Here is a 17,628-nt window from a genome sequence, read left to right as displayed (position 1 = left end):
CACACCCACCTAGGGAGTATGACCTGTGACCAAGATCGTCGTGATCGGCGGCGTCGCGGGCGGCATGTCCGCGGCTGCTCGCGCCCGCAGACTGGATGAGAGTGCCAGCATCATCGTCCTCGATAAGGGCCCGTACGTATCGTTTGCGAACTGTGGCTTGCCCTACCACGTCTCCGGTGAGATTCCCTCACGCGACGGCCTGCTACTGCATACGCCAGAGACACTGCGAGCTCAGCTCAATCTCGATGTCCGAGTGAACAGCGAAGTCACGCGCATCAATCGCGAGGAGCGGACCGTCACGGTTAACGGCCCGGAGGGCACGTACACGCTCGGATACGACACGCTCATCTACTCCCCCGGTTCCAAGGCCGCCACTCCCCCTGTGACAGGGCTCGACCATGCCTCCGTCCACTGGCTCCGCACAGTGCCCGAGATGGACGGACTTATTGCTCGTATCGAGGGCCACTCAGAATTTGACGCGGTAGTGGTCGGCGCGGGCTTTATCGGATTGGAAGCTGTCGAGGCTCTTGCCCACCGCGGTGGGCGAGTCACCCTCGTCGAGTTCGCACCACACGTTCTGCCCCCGCTCGATTCCGAGCAAGCGGAATGGGTCGATCGCGAGCTTCGCAAACACGGCGTTCGCGTCGTTACCGGCACCTCTGTGGAGGCGATCAGCGACGCCAACGGTGCCGCGCGAGTCCGTCTGTCCACGGGTGAGGTACTCCCCGCTGACCTCGTCGTCATGTCAACGGGCGTTATCCCAGATTCCTCGCTCGCAAAGGATGCCGGACTAGAACTCGGGTTGCGCGGTGCGATCGTTGTCGATGGTTATCTACGCACGAGTGATCCCCACATATTCGCCATGGGCGACGCCGCCGCAATGCGCCAGGAAATCGGAGATGGAGACCTCATCGCTCCAGTTCCGCTGGCAGCACCGGCGAATCGGCACGGTCGTCGTGCCGCGGATGCTGCGGTGCTCGGGATCGAGAGGGCAGCCGATCGCGTGGACGATGCGCACCAGGCGCCGCGGGTGCTCGGTACCGCGATCGTTCGCGTCTTTGACCTCACCGCGGCGTTGACGGGTGCCAACCGCCGGACGCTGAGCGCTCAGGAAGTTGACCACATCACCGTGCACGTCCACCCGGCCGATCACGCCGGCTACTTCCCCGGCGCCGAGCAAATGCACATCACGGCACACTTCGCGAAAGACACCGGCGAGCTCCTCGGTGCTCAGATCGTCGGCGGAGCCGGCGTTGCGAACCGGATCAATGTTTTCGCCACCGCACTGAAAGCCAGGATGACCGCGAACGATCTGGCTGATCTTGACCTGGCCTACGCCCCGCCCTTCGGCAGCGCCAAGGACCCGGTCAACATGACAGCATTTGTTGCCCAGAACATCCTCGCCGGGCAGATGCCGGTCTGGTATTCCGAGGATCTCGAGCAGGTCGCACGTGAAGCCCTCATTTTGGATGTGCGTTCCGCAACAGAATGCGAAAACGGCATGATCCCCGGCGCGCTCAATATCCCACACACCGAAGTTCGGGATCGAATCGAGGAGATCCGCAAGGCCTCAGCCGGGCGGTGGATTGCCGTCCACTGTGCCTCCGGCGTCCGCTCCTACCTCGCCACCCGGATACTCATCGGCCAAGGTTTTGACGCACGCAACCTTTCCGGTGGCGCGCTCACCCTAGACGTCACCCGTCCGGACTGGAAGCAAAAACCCAGCTAGCCAACGGGCGACCTCCAGCGACCTTCCATCGCGTCGGAGACCGAAGTTCCCTCGTCCGCAATTGCGCAGTCTCAGCGGCGGTAGGTCTCAAACGGCATACCCGAGGGCTCCACATCGTGCGGGTTATCGGCCGGGACCTGACTGGGATCGGCGTTGATGTCGATAATCCGGTTGGCTTGATCAACAAACACCACGTGCGGCTGGTAGGTGCGTGCGGATTCGTCATCAAGCTGACCGTAGGCGATGAGGATAACGAGATCACCCTCATGGATAAGATGGGCCGCCGCGCCATTAATACAGATCTGGCCCGAGCCACGCTCACCCGGAATCACATAGGTAGTAAGACGCGAACCGTTGGTGACATCGACGACGTCCACCTGCTGCCCAGCAAGCAGATCCGCCGCATCCAACAGATCCTGATCCACGGTAATAGAGCCGACGTAGTTCAGGTCCGCGCCGGTGATCGTGGCGCGGTGGATCTTGGACGTCATCATCGTCCGCATGTACATGTCAGGAATCTTCCTTCGCTTCCAGCTCGATCCGCCGATTATCGATAAGCCGGGTGGGCCCAACAAATGCGGCGAGCGCAAGGATGATCTCGCGCGTTGCGGCATCGGCCGGCAGGTAGGTGCCTGCGTCCACCGCGGCTACATAATCTACCCGTACTCCCGGTGCATCGGCCAGTGCTCGCTGAGCGATGTCCGCCAACTGCGCAGGGCTGCTCACGTCGCCCATAGCTGCGGCCTGCTCGGCGGCATCAAGGGCCGCGACGAGGGCGCGGGCGTGGCCGCGCTCTTCAGTGGAGAGGTAGGCGTTGCGAGAGGAACGAGCAACGCCATCATCGTCACGGGCGATGGGGGCTCCGACGATGCGCACCGGAATGTCCAAGTCGGCAACGAGGGTGCGAATAAGGGCGAGTTGCTGGGCGTCTTTCTCACCAAAGATCGCCACATCGGGCTGGGTGAGGTTCAGCAGTTTGGTGACGACCTGCACGACGCCCGCGAAATGAGTCGGCCGCGTCACGCCCTCGAATAGTTGCGCCACCGGGCCCGGGTCGATGCGAACGAGTGGTTCGCGCGGGTACATCTCCTCGGTGCTCGGCGCGAAAACGACGTCCACGCCCTCGCCCCGTAGCAGCTCGACATCGCCCTTGAGATCACGCGGGTAGGAATCAAAGTCCTCGTCCGGGGCGAACTGCAGCGGGTTGACGAAGTCGGTCACGACGACCACGTCCGCGAGTTCCTTAGCGCGGCGCACGAGGCTCAGATGCCCCTCGTGAAGCGCCCCCATCGTCATCACGACGGCGCGAGCCCCCGGCCGGATCGCAAGCGCGGCACGCAGCTCAGCCTTCGTCGTGACAACCTCGGTCGGTGGCAACAGCACACCAGTGAGATCCGCGAGCTGGTCATCGCTCAGGACGTCCCGGTCATAACAGCGCTCGGCGGTCGTCAGGGCCAAGGCGCGGTAGGTGGCCTCAATATCGCCCTCACCGATGTCCGCGAGCGCCGCGAGGTGGGCGCGGATGGTGCCGGCGTCCCCGCGCATGACCGGTCCGGTCAGGGCCGAATCGCCGGCTCGCAATGCACCTTCGACAGCTGTGCGCACGAGCGCCTTGAGGGTTGCTCCCGGGTCTACCTGGCCGATCGCCGTGAGCAGCCTGCGGGCCTGCGCGATGAGCGTGACCGTGTGGTTCGCGGCGTGGGAAAGTGCAGCGTGGTACGCGGGCCGGTCGGCGTTCGCGATCGTGACGGGGTTGCCGCCGAGGTCGGCAACGAGGGCGTGCGCGATCGGGAGCACCGCGGGGTTTGCGGTCACCGCGAAGGCGCAGTCCTGCAGCCGGGCGATATCGAGCGAGGTGCCCGAAAACGTCATCGCGGGGTGCAGCGCAAAAACGAGCGCCCCGCGCGCGGCGAGCGGCTCCAAGACCTGCAGGCCGTGGGCGCCGGAGGTGTGGGCGACGAGTTGGCCGGGCTCGACCGGCAGTTCACGGGCGATGTCGTCGAGCGCGTCGTCGCTGACCGCCAGCAGGATGAGGTCCGCCCCCTGAGCGATATCGGCGAGCTCCCGCACGGGGACGTCGGGTAGGACGGCGCTGACCCGGTCGATCGCCGCATCGTGGCGCGCCGTGATCCCGACGATCTGGTGTCCAACCTGGCGGAAGGCGGCGGCAAGGACGGGGCCGACTCGGCCCGAACCGACGACGGCAATACGTAGCGGGGTGGCAGTAGCGGAGGCGCTCATGCCCTCTATTATGACGCGACGCTTACCGCGCGCCGCATCCACTCCTCGGGGCCCTCATGGCCGCGCGCAATACGCGCTCGCTCAGCTTGCTCCACCAGGACCGTGAGCGCGACCTCTTCAGGCAGGTGGTGCGTCTTGGTGTAGACCGGCCCCGAAACCGAGTGTGCCGCGAAGTTCGCGAGCTTCAAGGCGCGCTCGAGCGGCCCCTGCTCGATCCCGAGCGATTGGGTTCGCTCGTGCGGAACGACGGCTGCGCGCCGGACGAAGAAGCCGCCACGGATCAACAGCACCGTTCTCGTGACCTTCAGCCCGTGGCGCCGCCAGGTAAACCAGTCGAGGTAGCGTGCCCGGCGCGGCGCGGTGTAAAAGCCCTGGACGCTACCGGTTCCGGTCAGCAGAGCGCTGATGACGGCCTGCGGGTCGTCAACCCCAAGATCCGGCACGACGAGCCACAGCACGCGCTCCAGATCGAGCCGGCTGCCCACGGGCAGCAGCACCGTCTTGGTGTCCGACGTTGATGACTTATCGGACTCGCCGCTGCCGCCGTAGCCCGCGACGTTTACTTCCACCCGCCACCAGTCCTTTAGCCGCCACAGCATGGGCTGGGTGATTCCCACGGCCTGGATTCGGCGCGGCGGAATCGTCTGCGCGCGGGTTTCGGTCAGGCCGTGCCGGGAGCGAATACCGTCGGGCGAAATTGCGAGCGTGAAATCAAACTCGCCGGCGATGCGTGCCCACAGCCAGCTCACGAGCCCGATGATCGCCGGAACCATGCCGAACAGGAAGCCCCAGGCGCCGTTGGCGATGGCGATCACAATACCGATCACCGTCGCGAGCGTGAAGATCACGAGGGCAGGTGACATGAGGATCGAGGTGATGAGTTGGCCGAAGCCGACGTTCAGGACCTGCCGTTCGGGGGCTTCGACGAAGTCGGCGCTTGCATCGGGGGCAGTCGGCCCGGCCTTGACGCCAGCGGCGCGGGCGAGGATCTCGTTGCGTACGCGCTGGGCGTCGTCTTCCTTCAGGAACTGGATCTGGACGTTGGAGTCGGCACCGCCAGCGGTCTGGACGTCGACCGCGGCGAGCCCAAAAAAGCGGGCCAGCAGCGGGCGCACGATGTCCACCGCCTGAATCCGGTTGAGCCGCGCGTGGCGCTGGTTTCGAAACAGGATCCCGTGGTGGTAGTAGACGGCTTCCTCGCCGATCGCGTACTGGATGCGGCGCCACGCGAGGAAGGAATACAGCCCGATCACGATGATGATCGCGACGATGACGCCCACGACGATGAGGAACACGTAGCTCGGCAGCGCGCGGGCGCTACCCGCGATCTCGTCGATCTGGTCCTGGACGATATCAAACAGCTGCCATACCGCGAAGGCAGCGAGCACCGCCAGGCCTTTGATCGCTTGGATGAGCGGCGTGACCACGTGCACCGCACGCCAGTCGATGGCGGTTTCGGCAGGCGCGCTCTCGGGAGCCTGGTCCTGGTTCATAGCCCCGCCAGGTTCGCTTCGCCCTTGGCCGTGAGCCGGTCGCGTAGCCGGGCGGCTTCCGCTGGCGGCAGGCCGTCGATGGAGGCGTCCGTCGCCGCCGAAGCGGTGTGCAACTGGATCGAGGCGATCCCGCACCAGCGCGCGATCGGCCCTTCGGACACGTCGACGTATTGCATCCGGCCGTAGGGCACGATCGACAGGGAGCGGAACATGATGCCGCGGCGGATGACGAGATCGGATTCGGTTTCCGCATAGCCCAGGGCGCGCACCTGGCGTGGGATCAGCCAGCTCAGCCAGGCCGCGAGGACGGCGATGACGCCGACCGCGATCCAGAGCCACGCGGTGAGCGTTAGCGCGATGATGATGGCCGCGATCAGCGGTACCGCGAGCACGGCTGCGGTGATGATGAGCCGAGCCTTCATGAGTCCGTCCGACACCGGCCGAAACTCGATGCCGGCAGGGTCGAAGATGGTGCGTGCCCCCTGTGATGTCATAGCGCTATTGTCCCACATCATGCGGGGTTGGCTGACCGCACCCCCGTTGGCGGATCCTGGTCATCGGGCGGGATCTCGCACCAGGATTCGACGATGAGCGCAACCGTCACCAGGGCGAGGCAGGCAAGGAGCGTCGTTGCCGCAATCCAGGTGTGCTCGAAATACAGCGGCGAGGAATAGTTGCGGGCGCCGATGAACGTCTGGGCACCGAAGTAGCCCGCGAGGCCGGAGCCGCCGAGGGAACAGGCTTTGGCGAACATCGCCACGCGCGCCGCACCAATCGCATCGATTCTCGTTTCTTGCCGCGCGATCAACTTCTTCACGCCGAGGCCGAGGCGCCAGAGCATCACCGCGAGCGCCAGCAGCAGCATCGTCGTGATCGCGGAGACGGGCACCGGGTGGGCGCGCCGGTCATCGAGGTAGACGAGCACGAGCTGGGATGCCAGGCCGACGATGATCGCGATTGTGACCAGGCGTGGGATCGACGTGCGGGTCACAGCCAGTCCTCGATGCGCTCATAGACCTCACCCGTGGCGGCGGCGAGCAGGTCGCTCAGCTGGTGCCCCGCGAGCGTCGCGTGCGGGCGCAGCGCCGCATAGGGCACGAGGACGAAGGCACGGTCGCGCGCCCGGGGGTGCGGGATGGTGAGCGCGGGATCGCAGGAGCAGTAGCGCGCGATATCGACGATGTCGATATCCAGGGTGCGCTCGCCCCAGGTTTCGGTGCGGACGCGTCCGAGGGCGTCTTCGATGCGGTTGGCGAGCGCCAGCAGCTCCGTGGCGGCGTACCTGCTACGGGCGATCACGACGGTGTTGTAGTAATCGGGCTGCGGGCGCTGGCCGGGCGCGAGGACGGGCGCGGTGCGCAGCAGCGGCCCCACCTCGACATCCGAGAGTTCGGCGCGCAGCAGGTCGACCGCGGCGCGCAGCTGCGCGATCGGGTTACCGAGGTTCGCGCCGAGGGAGAAGACGACCTCGCGCGCTCCGGCGGGTACGAGGCTCGCCCGGGTGCGGGTGATCGTCAGGCAAACGTCGGAAAATGGGACGTCGATTGGCGCTTCGGGTTTGTGCACGCTGACGCGCACCTCGTCGACCCCTTCAAAGCCGAGCACGATGCGTGCGAGGTTTTCCGCGAGGGTCTCGATGAGGTCTAGGCTGCCCGTTTGCAGGCCCTCGGCTACGGCCTCGGCGACCTCGGCGTAGGAGACGGTCTCGGCCAGGTCATCGCCGCGGGCCGCCGCCCGCGTATCGAGCTGGTAGGCGATATCGGCGATGAAGGTCTGCCCGGCCTGCTTTTCCGCGGCAAAGACGCCGTGGTAGGCATGCGCGGTGATGCCCGTCAGGGTAATGACGTCAGGCATGACGCCCCCGGTCCAGGCGTTCGGCGACCTCCAGGGCGACGCGGGTCGCGGCCACGTCGTGCACCCGCAGCGCCCACACGCCGCGCTCGGCGAGCAGCGCGGAGAGCACGGCCGTCGCGAGGTCGCGCTCGCTCGGCCCATCGGCCTCGTGCGGCACGAGATCGGATAGGAAGCGCTTGCGCGAGGCACCGATCATGACGGGGTAGCCGAGCGCCATGAAGCGCTCCAGATGGGCGAGGATGCGCCAATTGTGCTCGGCGTTCTTGGCAAAGCCGACGCCCGGGTCCACGAAGAGCTGGTCATCGCGCACCCCGGCGGTGACGGCCTGATCGAGTTGGTCGGCGATTTCGCGTGCGACGTCCCCGATGACGTCGCGGTAGTGCGCGAGATCGGCCATCGTCTCGGGGGTGCCGCGCCAGTGGCCAAGGATGTAGCGCGCTCGCGGCTCGGCGGCGATCGCGGCGTGCATGGCTGGATCGGCCAGTCCGCCCGAGACGTCGTTGATATAGGTGGCGCCGGCCGCGAGCGCGCGGGAGGCCGTAGAAGCGTTGAGGGTATCGACGGAGACCGCCGCGCCCAACGCTGCGCATTCGGCGACGACCTGCCCGATGCGCTCCCACTCCTCAGCGGCGCTCACCCGGTGGGCGCCGGGCCGGGTCGATTCGCCCCCGATGTCGATGATGTCGGCGCCCGCGGCGATGAGATCACGAGCGTGGTTGATGGCGGCATCGGCGGCGAGGAATTTCCCGCCGTCGGAAAACGAGTTCGGCGTGACATTGACGATCCCCATGATGAGGGGGCGGGGCCGTCCCATGGTTACCTCCCGGACATGATGAGGCTCATCGCCTCCGCGCGGGTGGCCGCATTACGCATTTGGCCGCGCACCGCGGAGGTGATCGTGCGGGATCCCGGTTTGCGCACGCCCCGCATCGACATGCACAGGTGTTCGGCCTCCACGACGACGATGACACCGCGCGGGTGCAGCCGCTCGACGAGGGAGTCGGCGACGAGCGAGGTGAGGCGCTCTTGAACCTGGGGCCGGCGCGCGTGGCCCTCCACGAGCCGCGCGAGCTTGGACAGGCCCGTCACGTGGCCCGATTCGTTCGGGATGTAGCCCACGTGCGCGAGCCCGTGGAAGGGCAGCAGGTGGTGCTCGCACATGGAGTACATCGGGATGTCCTTGACGAGGATCATCTCCTCGTGGCCGATGTCGAAGGCTGCGTCGAGGGTGTCGGCGGGGTTTTCGTGCAGGCCCGCAAACATCTCGGCATAGGCCCGCGCCATCCGCTTCGGGGTGTCGATCAGGCCGTCGCGATCCGGATCCTCGCCGACGGCGATGAGGAGATCGCGGACGGCTTTTTCCACCCCGGCGGCGTCATAGGCCCGATTGGGGCCGGCGCCCACGCCGTTGGTGAAGTGGTCGCTGCGCTCGGGATCGGGCCGCGACATCGCTAGTGTCCTTCCGACATCGGCGGCAGCCGGTCGCCCGCCTCCGCAGCCTGATCCACCGGAGCCTTCTCCGCTTCGCCCGCCTCGATCTCGGCGGGTGTGCGCACCGGCGGGATATCGGAGATCGTGCGATCCGGCGAGGAGTGCCACACCGGGCGCGGATCGCGCTTCTTGACCGCAGCGAAGATGCGCGCGATCTCCTTTTCGTTCAGCGTCTCGTGCTCGAGCAGCTCGAGGACGAGCTCGTCGAGCACGTGGCGGTATTCCGTCAGGATCTCCCAGGCCTCGTCATTGGCGCGATCGAGCAGGCGACGCACCTCATCGTCGATGACGCGGGCCGCGTCCTCGGAGTAGTCGCGCTGGTGGCCCATGTCGCGTCCGAGGAAGGGTTCGGAGGAGTCCTGGCCGAGCCGCACCGAGCCGACGTGTTCGCTCATGCCGTATTGCGTGACCATCTTGCGGGCCATCGACGTGGCCTTTTCGATGTCATTGGAGGCGCCCGTCGTCGGATCGTGGAAGACGATCTCTTCGGCGACGCGCCCACCCATCGCGTAGGCGAGCTGGTCGAGCAGTTCGTTGCGCGTCGTGGAATAGCGGTCCTCGGAGGGCATGACCATGGTGTAGCCGAGCGCGCGGCCGCGCGGCAGGATCGTGACCTTGGTGACCGGGTCGGTGTAACGCAGCGCCGCCGCGACGAGGGCGTGCCCGCCCTCGTGATAGGCGGTGACCTTCTTTTCCTTCTCGTTCATCACGCGGCTGCGCTTTTGCGGGCCGGCGATGACGCGATCGATTGCCTCGTCCAGCGCGCGGTTATCGATGAGCTGGGCGTTGGAGCGGGCGGTCAGCAGCGCCGCCTCGTTCAAGACGTTGGCGAGGTCCGCGCCGGTGAAACCGGGCGTGCGCTTCGCGACCATATCCAGGTCGACGGAGGCCGCCATCGGCTTGCCCTTGGCATGCACCTTCAAAATTGCGGCGCGGCCCGCTAGATCGGGGGCCTCCACCGCGATCTGGCGGTCGAAGCGGCCCGGGCGCAGCAGCGCAGGATCCAGCACGTCGGGGCGGTTTGTCGCCGCGATGAGGATGACGTTCGTGTTGGAATCGAAGCCGTCCATCTCCACCAGCAGCTGGTTCAGCGTCTGCTCGCGCTCATCGTGTCCGCCGCCCATGCCTGCGCCACGGTGGCGTCCGACGGCGTCGATTTCGTCGACGAAGATGATTGCCGGAGCGTTGGTCTTTGCCTGTTCGAATAGGTCGCGCACGCGCGAGGCACCCACGCCGACGAACATCTCCACGAACTCCGAGCCGGAGATCGAAAAGAACGGCACGTTGGCCTCGCCCGCGACGGCTCGCGCCAGCAGCGTCTTACCGGTTCCGGGCGGGCCGTAGAGCAGCACGCCCTTGGGGATTTTGGCGCCGACGGCCTGGAATTTTTGCGGCTCGGCCAAGAACTCGCGGATCTCCTGGAGTTCCTCGACGGCCTCGTCCTCGCCCGCGACGTCGGCGAAGGTCACGTCCGGGGTCTCCTTATTCACCATCTTTGCGCGCGCCTTGCCAAAGCCCATCGCGCCGCGGGTGCCACCCTGGGCACGCATCATGAGGAACCAGAAGACGCCAAGGATAAGGATCATCGGCAGCAACAGCGTCAGCAGCGAGGACCACCAGCTCGGCTGCGGCACCTCGGAGTTGTAGCCGTTGGCGGGTTCGGCCTTCTCGATCGCGCGGATGACGCCGTCGCCCTGCGGCTCGACGTAGAAGAACTCGACCTGCTTTCCCTTATCGACGTCCTTGCCCTTGGCGTCCTTGGTGGTGAAGGCCTCGCTGAGTTTCATCCGCACGCGCTGCGCGCCCTCGGTGACCTCGACCTCTTGGACCGTCGTCTCCTTGGCGTTCAGCAGCTTCAGGCCGTCGGAGGTATCGATCTGTTTGAAGGCCGGGCCGGTCAAAAATGACATGCCCAACCAGGCGAGGATCACGATGAAAAGGAGCCACACGACAGGCCCGCGGGCAAACTTCATCTTGCCGTTGTTCTCGGGCTTCTGCCCAGATTTCTCGGTTGCCATAATTTCCTTTACCTACCCGCCGTATACGTGCGGGGCGAGCGTGCCGATGAACGGCAGGTTACGGTATCGCCCGTCGTAGTCCAGTCCGTATCCGACGACGAACTCGCTGGGGATATCAAAGCCGCAGTACGCGACGTCGACCTCGACCTTGGCGGCCTCCGGCTTACGCAGCAGCGTCGCGATCTTGATCGAGGCCGGCTCCCGCGAGGACAGGTTGCGCACGAGCCAGGATAGCGTCAGGCCCGAGTCGATGATGTCTTCGACGATGAGGATGTGCTTGCCGTGGACGTCGGTCGTCAGGTCCTTCAGGATCCGCACGACGCCCGATGATTTGGTGCCCGACCCGTAGGAGGAGACGGCCATCCAGTCCATCGTGACCGGGGTGTGGATGCGCCGCGAGAGATCCGCCATCACCATGACCGCGCCGTTCAGGACGCCGACGAGCAGGACCTCCTTGCCCGCGTAGTCACGGTCGATTGCCGCGGCCAGCTCATCGAGCTTTGCGGCGATCTCGTCCTCGCTGATGAGGACCTTGGAAAGGTCGCGTCCCATGTCGTTAGCGTCCACGTATGTCTCCTTGGGGTGATGCCACCATTAGCATGCCATTAACTTTCTGTGCGATCACACCGCCCGGGGTGAAAATCGGCCCGTGGACGCCGCCCGTCGTGATGAGGCGATCGACCTCGCCGACGTGCACCGAACCGATCTGCACGCCCTCGCCCGCGGCCGCGGCAAGCGCGCGATGGATGAGCCTCGTGCGGATCGCGGGGTGGGCGGCGCGCAGGGTGGCAAGGTCATAGCAGGTGCCCGTCGCGACCTCGCAGGCCACCTCGGCGGCATCGGCAAGGTCACGCGCAAGTTCGCTTAGGGCGTCATCGTCGCGGGCGAGCTGATCGGCGGTTCGGGCCAGGGCCAACGGTACGGCGGGGCCGAGGATCTCGATGAGGGCCGGCAGGACGCGGTGGCGCAGCGCGATGCGTCGCAGCGCCGAGCCGTCGGCCGCGCGCCACGGCCCTTCCAGGTCATTGCTCGGATCCTCGATCGGGCGCAGCGCGTGCGCCTCGCAGATCGCGCGGGTCTCATCGCGGCGCAGGCCCAGAAACGGTCTGGCCCACAGTCCGTCGCGACGCCGCATGCCGGACAGCGAGGCCGCGCCGGAGCCGCGAGCAAGCGCCAGCAGCACCGTCTCGGCCTGATCATCGAGCGTGTGGCCGAGCAGGATCGCGTCCGCCTCGTGGCGCTCGGCTGCGGCTAGCAGTGCGGCGCGCCGGGCCGTTCGCGCGGCGGCCTCGGGCCCGCCGTGCCCGGTGCCGCCCGCCCCGCCCGGCACCGTGATGGCAATGACGTCGACGGTCAGGCCAAGGGAGCGCACCATCGCGGCCGCCGCCGCGGCCTCGGCGCCGGAGGTCTCGCGCAGCTGATGATCGACGACGATGACGTGCACATCCCAGCCATCGCGCGGCGCCACGAACGCCGCACACGCCGCGAGTGCGAGCGAATCCTGGCCCCCGGAACAGGCGAGAATCGCCCGCCGCGAGCCGAGCTCGCGCAGCGCCCGCCGCCCGCGAGCGACGGCCGGATCGGGGCCGGCCACCTACGCCTCGCGAGCCGCGGTGCGTTCCACCCAGCGCTCGGGCTCGCGGATCTCCGCGGCGCTTGGCAGCATCTCGGCGGACTCGAATACCCGGTTCAGCCCGGCGTGACCGACCTGCTCCACGACGGCGCGCACGAACGCCGCTCCGTCGCGATACTGGGCGAGCTTGTCCTCGATGCCGAGCCCGCGCCGCAGGATCTTTTCCAGCCCGGTCGGCGACATCCGCCGCTTGTCGAAGGCCGCGCGAATCCGGCGGACGCTCGGCAGCCGCGCGGGCGAAATCGCATCCATGACGACGTCGGCGTGGCCCTCCAGCAGCGCCATGATGGCGCTCACCTCGGCCATCGTCTCCTGCATCGCCTCATCGAGCAGCGCCTCGGTGATGGGCGTATCGTCATCGCCGCGCAGCGCCTGGTTGAGCCACGCGGCGAACCGCTGCGCGCTGCCCTCACTGTGCTCCTCGAGGTCGCCCAGCAGCTTGCCGGTCAGCTTGTGCAGGTGCTCCGCGAGCCATGGCGCGGCCGCGAACTGTACGGCGTGCGTGGTCTCGTGCAGGCACACCCACAGCCGGAAGTCCATCGCGTCGAGGTTGAGCTCTTCTTCCACCTTGAGCACGTTTGGGGCGACGAGCAGCAGCCGCTTATGGAATGGGTCGTACTGGCCGAGCACCTTGGTCGATAAGAACGCGAGCGCCGCCCCGAGATCGAGCCGCCCCATCGAGATCTGCGGCATGCTCTCGCCAATCATCACGTCAAAAAGTTCGCGATTGGCGGCCTGAAAGCGCGGCCGGTCAACGACGTAGACGGGCACGTTAGCGGCCTTCTCGGCGGCGCGATGCAGCCCGGTGATTCGGCCCACCTCCGCCGGCGCCTTGGCGGCGCTACGACGCAGCACGTCGACGACGGCGCGCGCCTGAGCTTTGCTGCCGGGATCCCCGGCGGGCGTGAGCGCCGCGATCAGAGCGGTCGGTGAGGAAAGAGAGGTCATAACCTCCACACTAGTCAGCAAACTTCGCGAGGGAAGAGATGAACGCATCAAGTTCGCCGCGGGCTTGCTGATAGGCCCCTTCTTCGACCTCGGGCGCCAGAATCGAGAACGCAAATTGGCGGCCGTCGGACTCCAGCACCCCCGACAGGCTGATCGCCGTCACGAGCGTTCCCGTCTTGGCGCGTACGAGTCCCGCCGCGCCGTCGAGCCGGGTGCGCAGCGTCCCATCCAGGTGGGCGACGGGCAGCGCGCTGATCAGCGGTGCGAGCTCGGGGTTTTTGCCCGACGCGGCCGCCTCGACGATGTCCGTCAGCAGCCGGGCGGAGACCTTCGTCGCCGAATCCAGCCCGCAGGAATCCGCGAGCGTCGTGCCTTCGACGCCAAATCCTGCATCGGCCAGCTGGGCGAGCACTGCGGCCCGTCCGGCGTCAAAGGTCCCGGCCTCACCGCGCGCGATCGCGACCAGCCGCGCCGTCGCCTCCGAGGTCGTATTGTCCGAGGCCTTGAGCGTGTGGGACACGAGGTCGGCGACGGATTCCGCCTCGTGCGAGGCGAGCAGCACGTCCTCGGCCCCGGCCTTGCCGCGCGCCGTGCCACTCACCTCGATCCCGGCTTCGGTGAGCGCCTTCGAAAACACGCGTCCGGCCGCGATCGCTGGATCGGCGTCCGCGCGCGAGCCATCGGTCTTACCCGAGTTGATGCCGAGCGCCTGCACCGGCTGAATCCACGGCCGGTCGAGATCGCCCCAGCCGGGCGCCCACACCGGGCCGGTAAACAGGGAATCGTCCACCCGCACCGCCACGCGCTTGAAGCCGGCAGCGCTCAGCCCCGCCGCCGTCTGGTCGGCCAGGCGCTGCACATCGGCCGTCGTGAGGCGCATATTGCCGCCGCCTACTAGGCTGACGGTCCCCGAGCCATCGAACATCACCCGCGTCGCTAGCGGCTGATCCGGCCCCAGCGCCGCGAGCGCCGCCGCGGCCGGCAAAATCTTGACCGAGGACGCCGTCGTGTACGCCGTATCCGCATCGCGTTCGGCGAGCACGGTCCCGCTTGGCACGTCCCGAATCATGACGGCGATGCGCCCCCCGAGCGCCCTCGATCCGGCTGCAAAGTCGTCGACGAGCTGCTGCAGGCTGCCCGCGGACTCGTCGGGCTGGAGGCTCGGGCGGTTAACGGCGCTCGCTGCGGGCGGTAGCGGGCGCGGGTAGTCGACGGGCTTGGCCCCGCGCGGGGCGAGCGTCAGGACGCCGGGGACAACATCGAATGCGTCCGCGGTCGCATATCCCCCTAAACTGAGCACCAGCGCTCCCGACAGGAGGAGGGATGTTGCCTTCTTCATCGTTCCACCTCTCGATGCGCTACCGCTTATAACGTACGTGGGTCAGACTAATGTGTAGAGGGACAGTTTTCATAGAAAGGGCCGGACGTGGAATTCGACGTCACCATCGAAATCCCCAAGGGGAACCGTAATAAGTACGAGGTAGACCACGAGACCGGACGCATCCGCCTCGACCGGATGCTCTTCACCTCTACCCGCTACCCCGATGATTACGGCTTCATCGACGACACCCTGGGTGAGGACGGCGATCCCCTGGACGCCCTCGTCCTGCTCGAAGAGCCGACCTTCCCGGGCTGCGTTATCCGCTGCCGCGCGCTCGGCATGTTCCGCATGCGCGACGAAATGGGCGGCGACGATAAGGTCCTGTGCGTGCCCGCGGGCGATCAGCGCGCGTCCTGGCGTACCGATATCGACGACGTATCGGAGTTCCACCGCCTGGAAATCCAGCACTTCTTCGAGGTGTATAAGGATCTGGAGCCGGGCAAGAGCGTCGAGGGCGCACACTGGGTGGGCCGCGAGGAAGCGGAAGCCGAAATCCAGCGTTCCTTCGAGCGCGAACGTGAGCGAATCGCGAGCGAAGGCGCACACTAAACCCTCAGTTGTCGGTCCCGGGTGACATTCCGTAAGAAACAATGTCACCCGGGTCACACTTTGTGTGGCACACTGTCCTGAAATGGCCTCCGATCAATGCTGGTGGCCACCACCTTAAGGGAGGACATGTGACCGCTACTTTGAAACAACTCGAAGACTTCTTCGGGTGGCTTTCCAGCATCGTCTGGGGGCCGTTCCTACTCATTCCGCTGCTACTTGGCACCGGCATCATCCTGTCGATCCGGCTCGGCTTCCTGCAGTTCCATAAGCTGTGGCCAGCGCTGAACCTCGGAATCCTCAAGCGCCGCGATTACGGCGCCTTCGGGGGCGATGTCTCCCAGTTCCAGGCCCTGACAACCGCGCTCGCCGCGACCGTTGGTGTCGGTAACATCGTCGGCGTCGCCGGCGCCATCATGCTCGGCGGGCCCGGCGCACTGTTTTGGATGTGGGTGACCGGCCTGCTCGGCATGGCCTCCAAGTACGCCGAGGCCTTCCTTGGCGTTCGCTTCCGCACCAAGGACGCTGCGGGCGAGATCTCCGGTGGCCCGCAGTACTACCTCGAGCGCGGCATCAAGGGCGGCTTCGGTAAGTTCCTTGCCCTGTCCTTCGCGATCCTGGCGGTCCTGGCCTCCTTCGGTATCGGCAACATGACGCAGGGCAACGCCATCACCGAAAACATCCAGAACACCTTCGGTATCCAGCCGTGGATCGTCGGTATCGTGTTGACCGTCGTCGCCTTCGCTGTGCTCGTCGGCGGCATTAAGTCGATCGGCCGCGTGACGGCCGCGCTCGTGCCGTTCATGATCGTCGTCTACATCCTCGCGGCGATCTTCATCCTCGCGGTCAACGCCTCGCAGATCCCCTCGGCGATCGGCCTGATCTTCACCGAGGCGTTCACCGGACACGCAGCCTTTGGTGGCGCCGCCGGATCCGCCTTCATGCTCGCGCTGCGCTACGGTGTCGCGCGCGGCATCTTCTCCAACGAGTCAGGCATGGGCTCGGCTGCGATCGCTGCCGCAGCCGCGAAGACCACCCACCCGGTGCGCCAGGGCCTTGTCTCGATGACGCAGACCTTCATTGACACGATCGTCGTCGTAACCTTCACTGGACTCGTCCTCGTGACGACCGGCGTATGGGAGGATCCGAACGCGTCGCAGGCGACGCTGACGGCCGAGGCCTTCAGCCATGGCCTGCCCGGCACCTGGGGGCATGCGATCGTGACGATCTCCATCGCCCTGTTCGCCTTCTCCACGGTCCTTGGCTGGGCCTACTACGGCGAACGCTGCACCGAGCGCCTGTTCGGTCGCAAAGGTGTCATGCCCTACCGCGTGATCTTCTCGCTCATGGTCTACGTCGGCTGCACCGTGCCGCTCGCCGTCGTCTGGAACTTCTCCGACCTCATGAACGGTCTCATGGCGCTGCCGAACCTCGTCGGCCTCATCATCTTGTCGGGCCTCATCGCCCGCGAGACGAAGCACTACCTGAAGAACGATCCGACGCTGTCGGCGTCCAAGGAAGAGATCGAGGCCTTCATGGAGGGCCACCCGGGCGGCATCGATACCTACGAGTCCACCGGCAAATAACGAGTCCAACACTGAGCGGCCCGGCTACCTTCCCCAGGAGCCGGGCCGCCTTTTGTGTGCGTCCCTATGGCGCGCTATTTCACGCGACCGCCGTACGGCAGAACGTTGGTCCAGTACATCTTGACCAGTTCGACGCGCTGGTTGGGCCTTGGAGCATGCAGCCGCATGCCGTTACCCGCGTAGAACGCGACGTGGTAGATGCGGTTATTGGGGTTGCCGCCCTGGGCGTAGAAGATGAGGTCGCCCGGCTGCAGCTGCTTGACGGGCACGCGTGCCGTCGCGTTGTACTGTCCACCCGAGGTGCGGGGCAGGTTGACACCAACCTGCGCGAAGGAATACATCACGAGGCCCGAGCAATCAAAGCCCGAGGGCGTGGCACCGCCCCACACGTAGGGCACGCCGATGTAGCGCTTGGCGACCTCGAGCGCCTGCTGCGCCTTCGATGAGGCTGGCGGCGGCGGTGGGGGCGGCGGCGTTGGCTTCGGCGTCGGCTTGGGAGCCGGCGTAGTCGGAGCCGGAGCGGGCGTCGTCGGACGCGGCGCCGGGGTCGTTGGAGCCGGCGTGGGGCTGTCTCCTATACCCATCCGGCGCTGGCGGCGGTATGCCGCGGGGAGGGCCTGGCGGTTGCCCACACGCTGACGAAAAAACGAGACGCCAGAGTGGCGCTTCGTGGCGTTGCCCGTACTCTGGCTGGAGCGACGGTACGTG

17 protein-coding genes are annotated in these 17,628 nt (G+C 66.6%); 3 read left to right on the top strand and 14 right to left on the bottom strand.

Annotated elements, in window-relative coordinates; translation table 11 throughout:
• Positions 1 to 25 precede the first annotated feature (25 nt).
• On the top strand, positions 26 to 1,729 hold the full coding sequence (locus MUN85_RS09720) for an FAD-dependent oxidoreductase (protein WP_348647976.1): 1,704 nt from the start codon (positions 26 to 28) through the stop codon (positions 1,727 to 1,729).
• A gap of 71 nt (positions 1,730 to 1,800) precedes the next feature.
• On the opposite strand, the gene panD is transcribed toward MUN85_RS09720, so the two are convergent.
• From panD to MUN85_RS09655, 13 genes are read right to left on the bottom strand one after another with little or no spacing between them, the layout of a single operon-like run.
• On the bottom strand, positions 1,801 to 2,238 hold the full coding sequence (gene panD / locus MUN85_RS09715) for an aspartate 1-decarboxylase (RefSeq protein ID WP_250506526.1): 438 nt from the start codon (positions 2,236 to 2,238) through the stop codon (positions 1,801 to 1,803).
• Between the two features lies 1 nt (position 2,239).
• A complete protein-coding gene (panC, locus tag MUN85_RS09710; protein ID WP_250506525.1) occupies positions 2,240 to 3,970 on the bottom strand; it encodes a pantoate--beta-alanine ligase in 1,731 nt (576 codons plus the stop codon).
• 8 nt (positions 3,971 to 3,978) lie between these two features.
• On the bottom strand, positions 3,979 to 5,463 hold the full coding sequence (locus MUN85_RS09705; RefSeq protein WP_250506524.1) for a PH domain-containing protein: 1,485 nt from the start codon (positions 5,461 to 5,463) through the stop codon (positions 3,979 to 3,981).
• Positions 5,460 to 5,957 (bottom strand): PH domain-containing protein, encoded by a 498-nt coding sequence (locus MUN85_RS09700; protein ID WP_092562156.1) that lies wholly within the window; start codon positions 5,955 to 5,957, stop codon positions 5,460 to 5,462. Before MUN85_RS09700 ends, MUN85_RS09705 begins: the two co-directional genes overlap by 4 nt.
• A 17-nt stretch (positions 5,958 to 5,974) precedes the next feature.
• Positions 5,975 to 6,454, bottom strand: a complete 480-nt coding sequence (locus tag MUN85_RS09695; RefSeq protein WP_176780681.1) for a DUF3180 domain-containing protein — start codon at positions 6,452 to 6,454, stop codon at positions 5,975 to 5,977.
• Positions 6,451 to 7,317: a 2-amino-4-hydroxy-6-hydroxymethyldihydropteridine diphosphokinase gene (gene folK, locus MUN85_RS09690; RefSeq protein ID WP_250506523.1), complete on the bottom strand. Its 867-nt coding sequence runs from the start codon at positions 7,315 to 7,317 to the stop codon at positions 6,451 to 6,453. Before folK ends, MUN85_RS09695 begins: the two co-directional genes overlap by 4 nt.
• Entirely contained in the window at positions 7,310 to 8,131 is an 822-nt protein-coding gene (folP, locus tag MUN85_RS09685) for a dihydropteroate synthase (protein ID WP_250506522.1), read from the bottom strand. The genes folK and folP overlap by 8 nt, the downstream gene beginning before the upstream one ends.
• Positions 8,132 to 8,133: 2 nt before the next feature.
• Positions 8,134 to 8,766 (bottom strand): GTP cyclohydrolase I FolE, encoded by a 633-nt coding sequence (gene folE, locus MUN85_RS09680; protein ID WP_250506521.1) that lies wholly within the window; start codon positions 8,764 to 8,766, stop codon positions 8,134 to 8,136.
• Between the two features lie 2 nt (positions 8,767 to 8,768).
• Positions 8,769 to 10,781, bottom strand: coding sequence for an ATP-dependent zinc metalloprotease FtsH (gene ftsH, locus MUN85_RS09675; RefSeq protein ID WP_250506578.1), 2,013 nt, complete (start codon positions 10,779 to 10,781; stop codon positions 8,769 to 8,771).
• Positions 10,782 to 10,838: 57 nt separating this feature from the next.
• Positions 10,839 to 11,393, bottom strand: coding sequence for a hypoxanthine phosphoribosyltransferase (gene hpt / locus MUN85_RS09670; RefSeq protein WP_250506520.1), 555 nt, complete (start codon positions 11,391 to 11,393; stop codon positions 10,839 to 10,841).
• The gene (tilS, locus tag MUN85_RS09665) at positions 11,383 to 12,420 is read right to left on the bottom strand and encodes a tRNA lysidine(34) synthetase TilS (protein WP_250506519.1); all 1,038 of its coding nucleotides are present in this window, start codon (positions 12,418 to 12,420) and stop codon (positions 11,383 to 11,385) included. Before tilS ends, hpt begins: the two co-directional genes overlap by 11 nt.
• Positions 12,421 to 13,407, bottom strand: coding sequence for a zinc-dependent metalloprotease (locus MUN85_RS09660; RefSeq protein ID WP_250506518.1), 987 nt, complete (start codon positions 13,405 to 13,407; stop codon positions 12,421 to 12,423).
• Positions 13,408 to 13,417: 10 nt separating this feature from the next.
• Positions 13,418 to 14,746, bottom strand: a complete 1,329-nt coding sequence (locus MUN85_RS09655) for a D-alanyl-D-alanine carboxypeptidase/D-alanyl-D-alanine-endopeptidase (protein ID WP_250506517.1) — start codon at positions 14,744 to 14,746, stop codon at positions 13,418 to 13,420.
• An 87-nt stretch (positions 14,747 to 14,833) separates the two neighbouring features.
• On the opposite strand from MUN85_RS09655, the gene MUN85_RS09650 reads away from it, so the two are divergent.
• Positions 14,834 to 15,337: an inorganic diphosphatase gene (locus MUN85_RS09650; RefSeq protein ID WP_092561898.1), complete on the top strand. Its 504-nt coding sequence runs from the start codon at positions 14,834 to 14,836 to the stop codon at positions 15,335 to 15,337.
• 128 nt (positions 15,338 to 15,465) lie between these two features.
• Positions 15,466 to 16,920, top strand: coding sequence for an alanine/glycine:cation symporter family protein (locus MUN85_RS09645; protein WP_250506516.1), 1,455 nt, complete (start codon positions 15,466 to 15,468; stop codon positions 16,918 to 16,920).
• 74 nt (positions 16,921 to 16,994) lie between these two features.
• On the opposite strand, the gene MUN85_RS09640 is transcribed toward MUN85_RS09645, so the two are convergent.
• A partial coding sequence (locus MUN85_RS09640; protein ID WP_250506515.1) for a C40 family peptidase occupies positions 16,995 to 17,628 on the bottom strand: 634 nt, incomplete at its 5' end.

The organism is Bowdeniella massiliensis, from assembly GCF_023634005.1.
GTDB lineage: Bacteria > Actinomycetota > Actinomycetes > Actinomycetales > Actinomycetaceae > Bowdeniella > Bowdeniella massiliensis.
The sequence above is the reverse complement of the archived record's forward strand: the minus strand, read 5'-3'. Positions and strand labels throughout refer to the sequence as shown.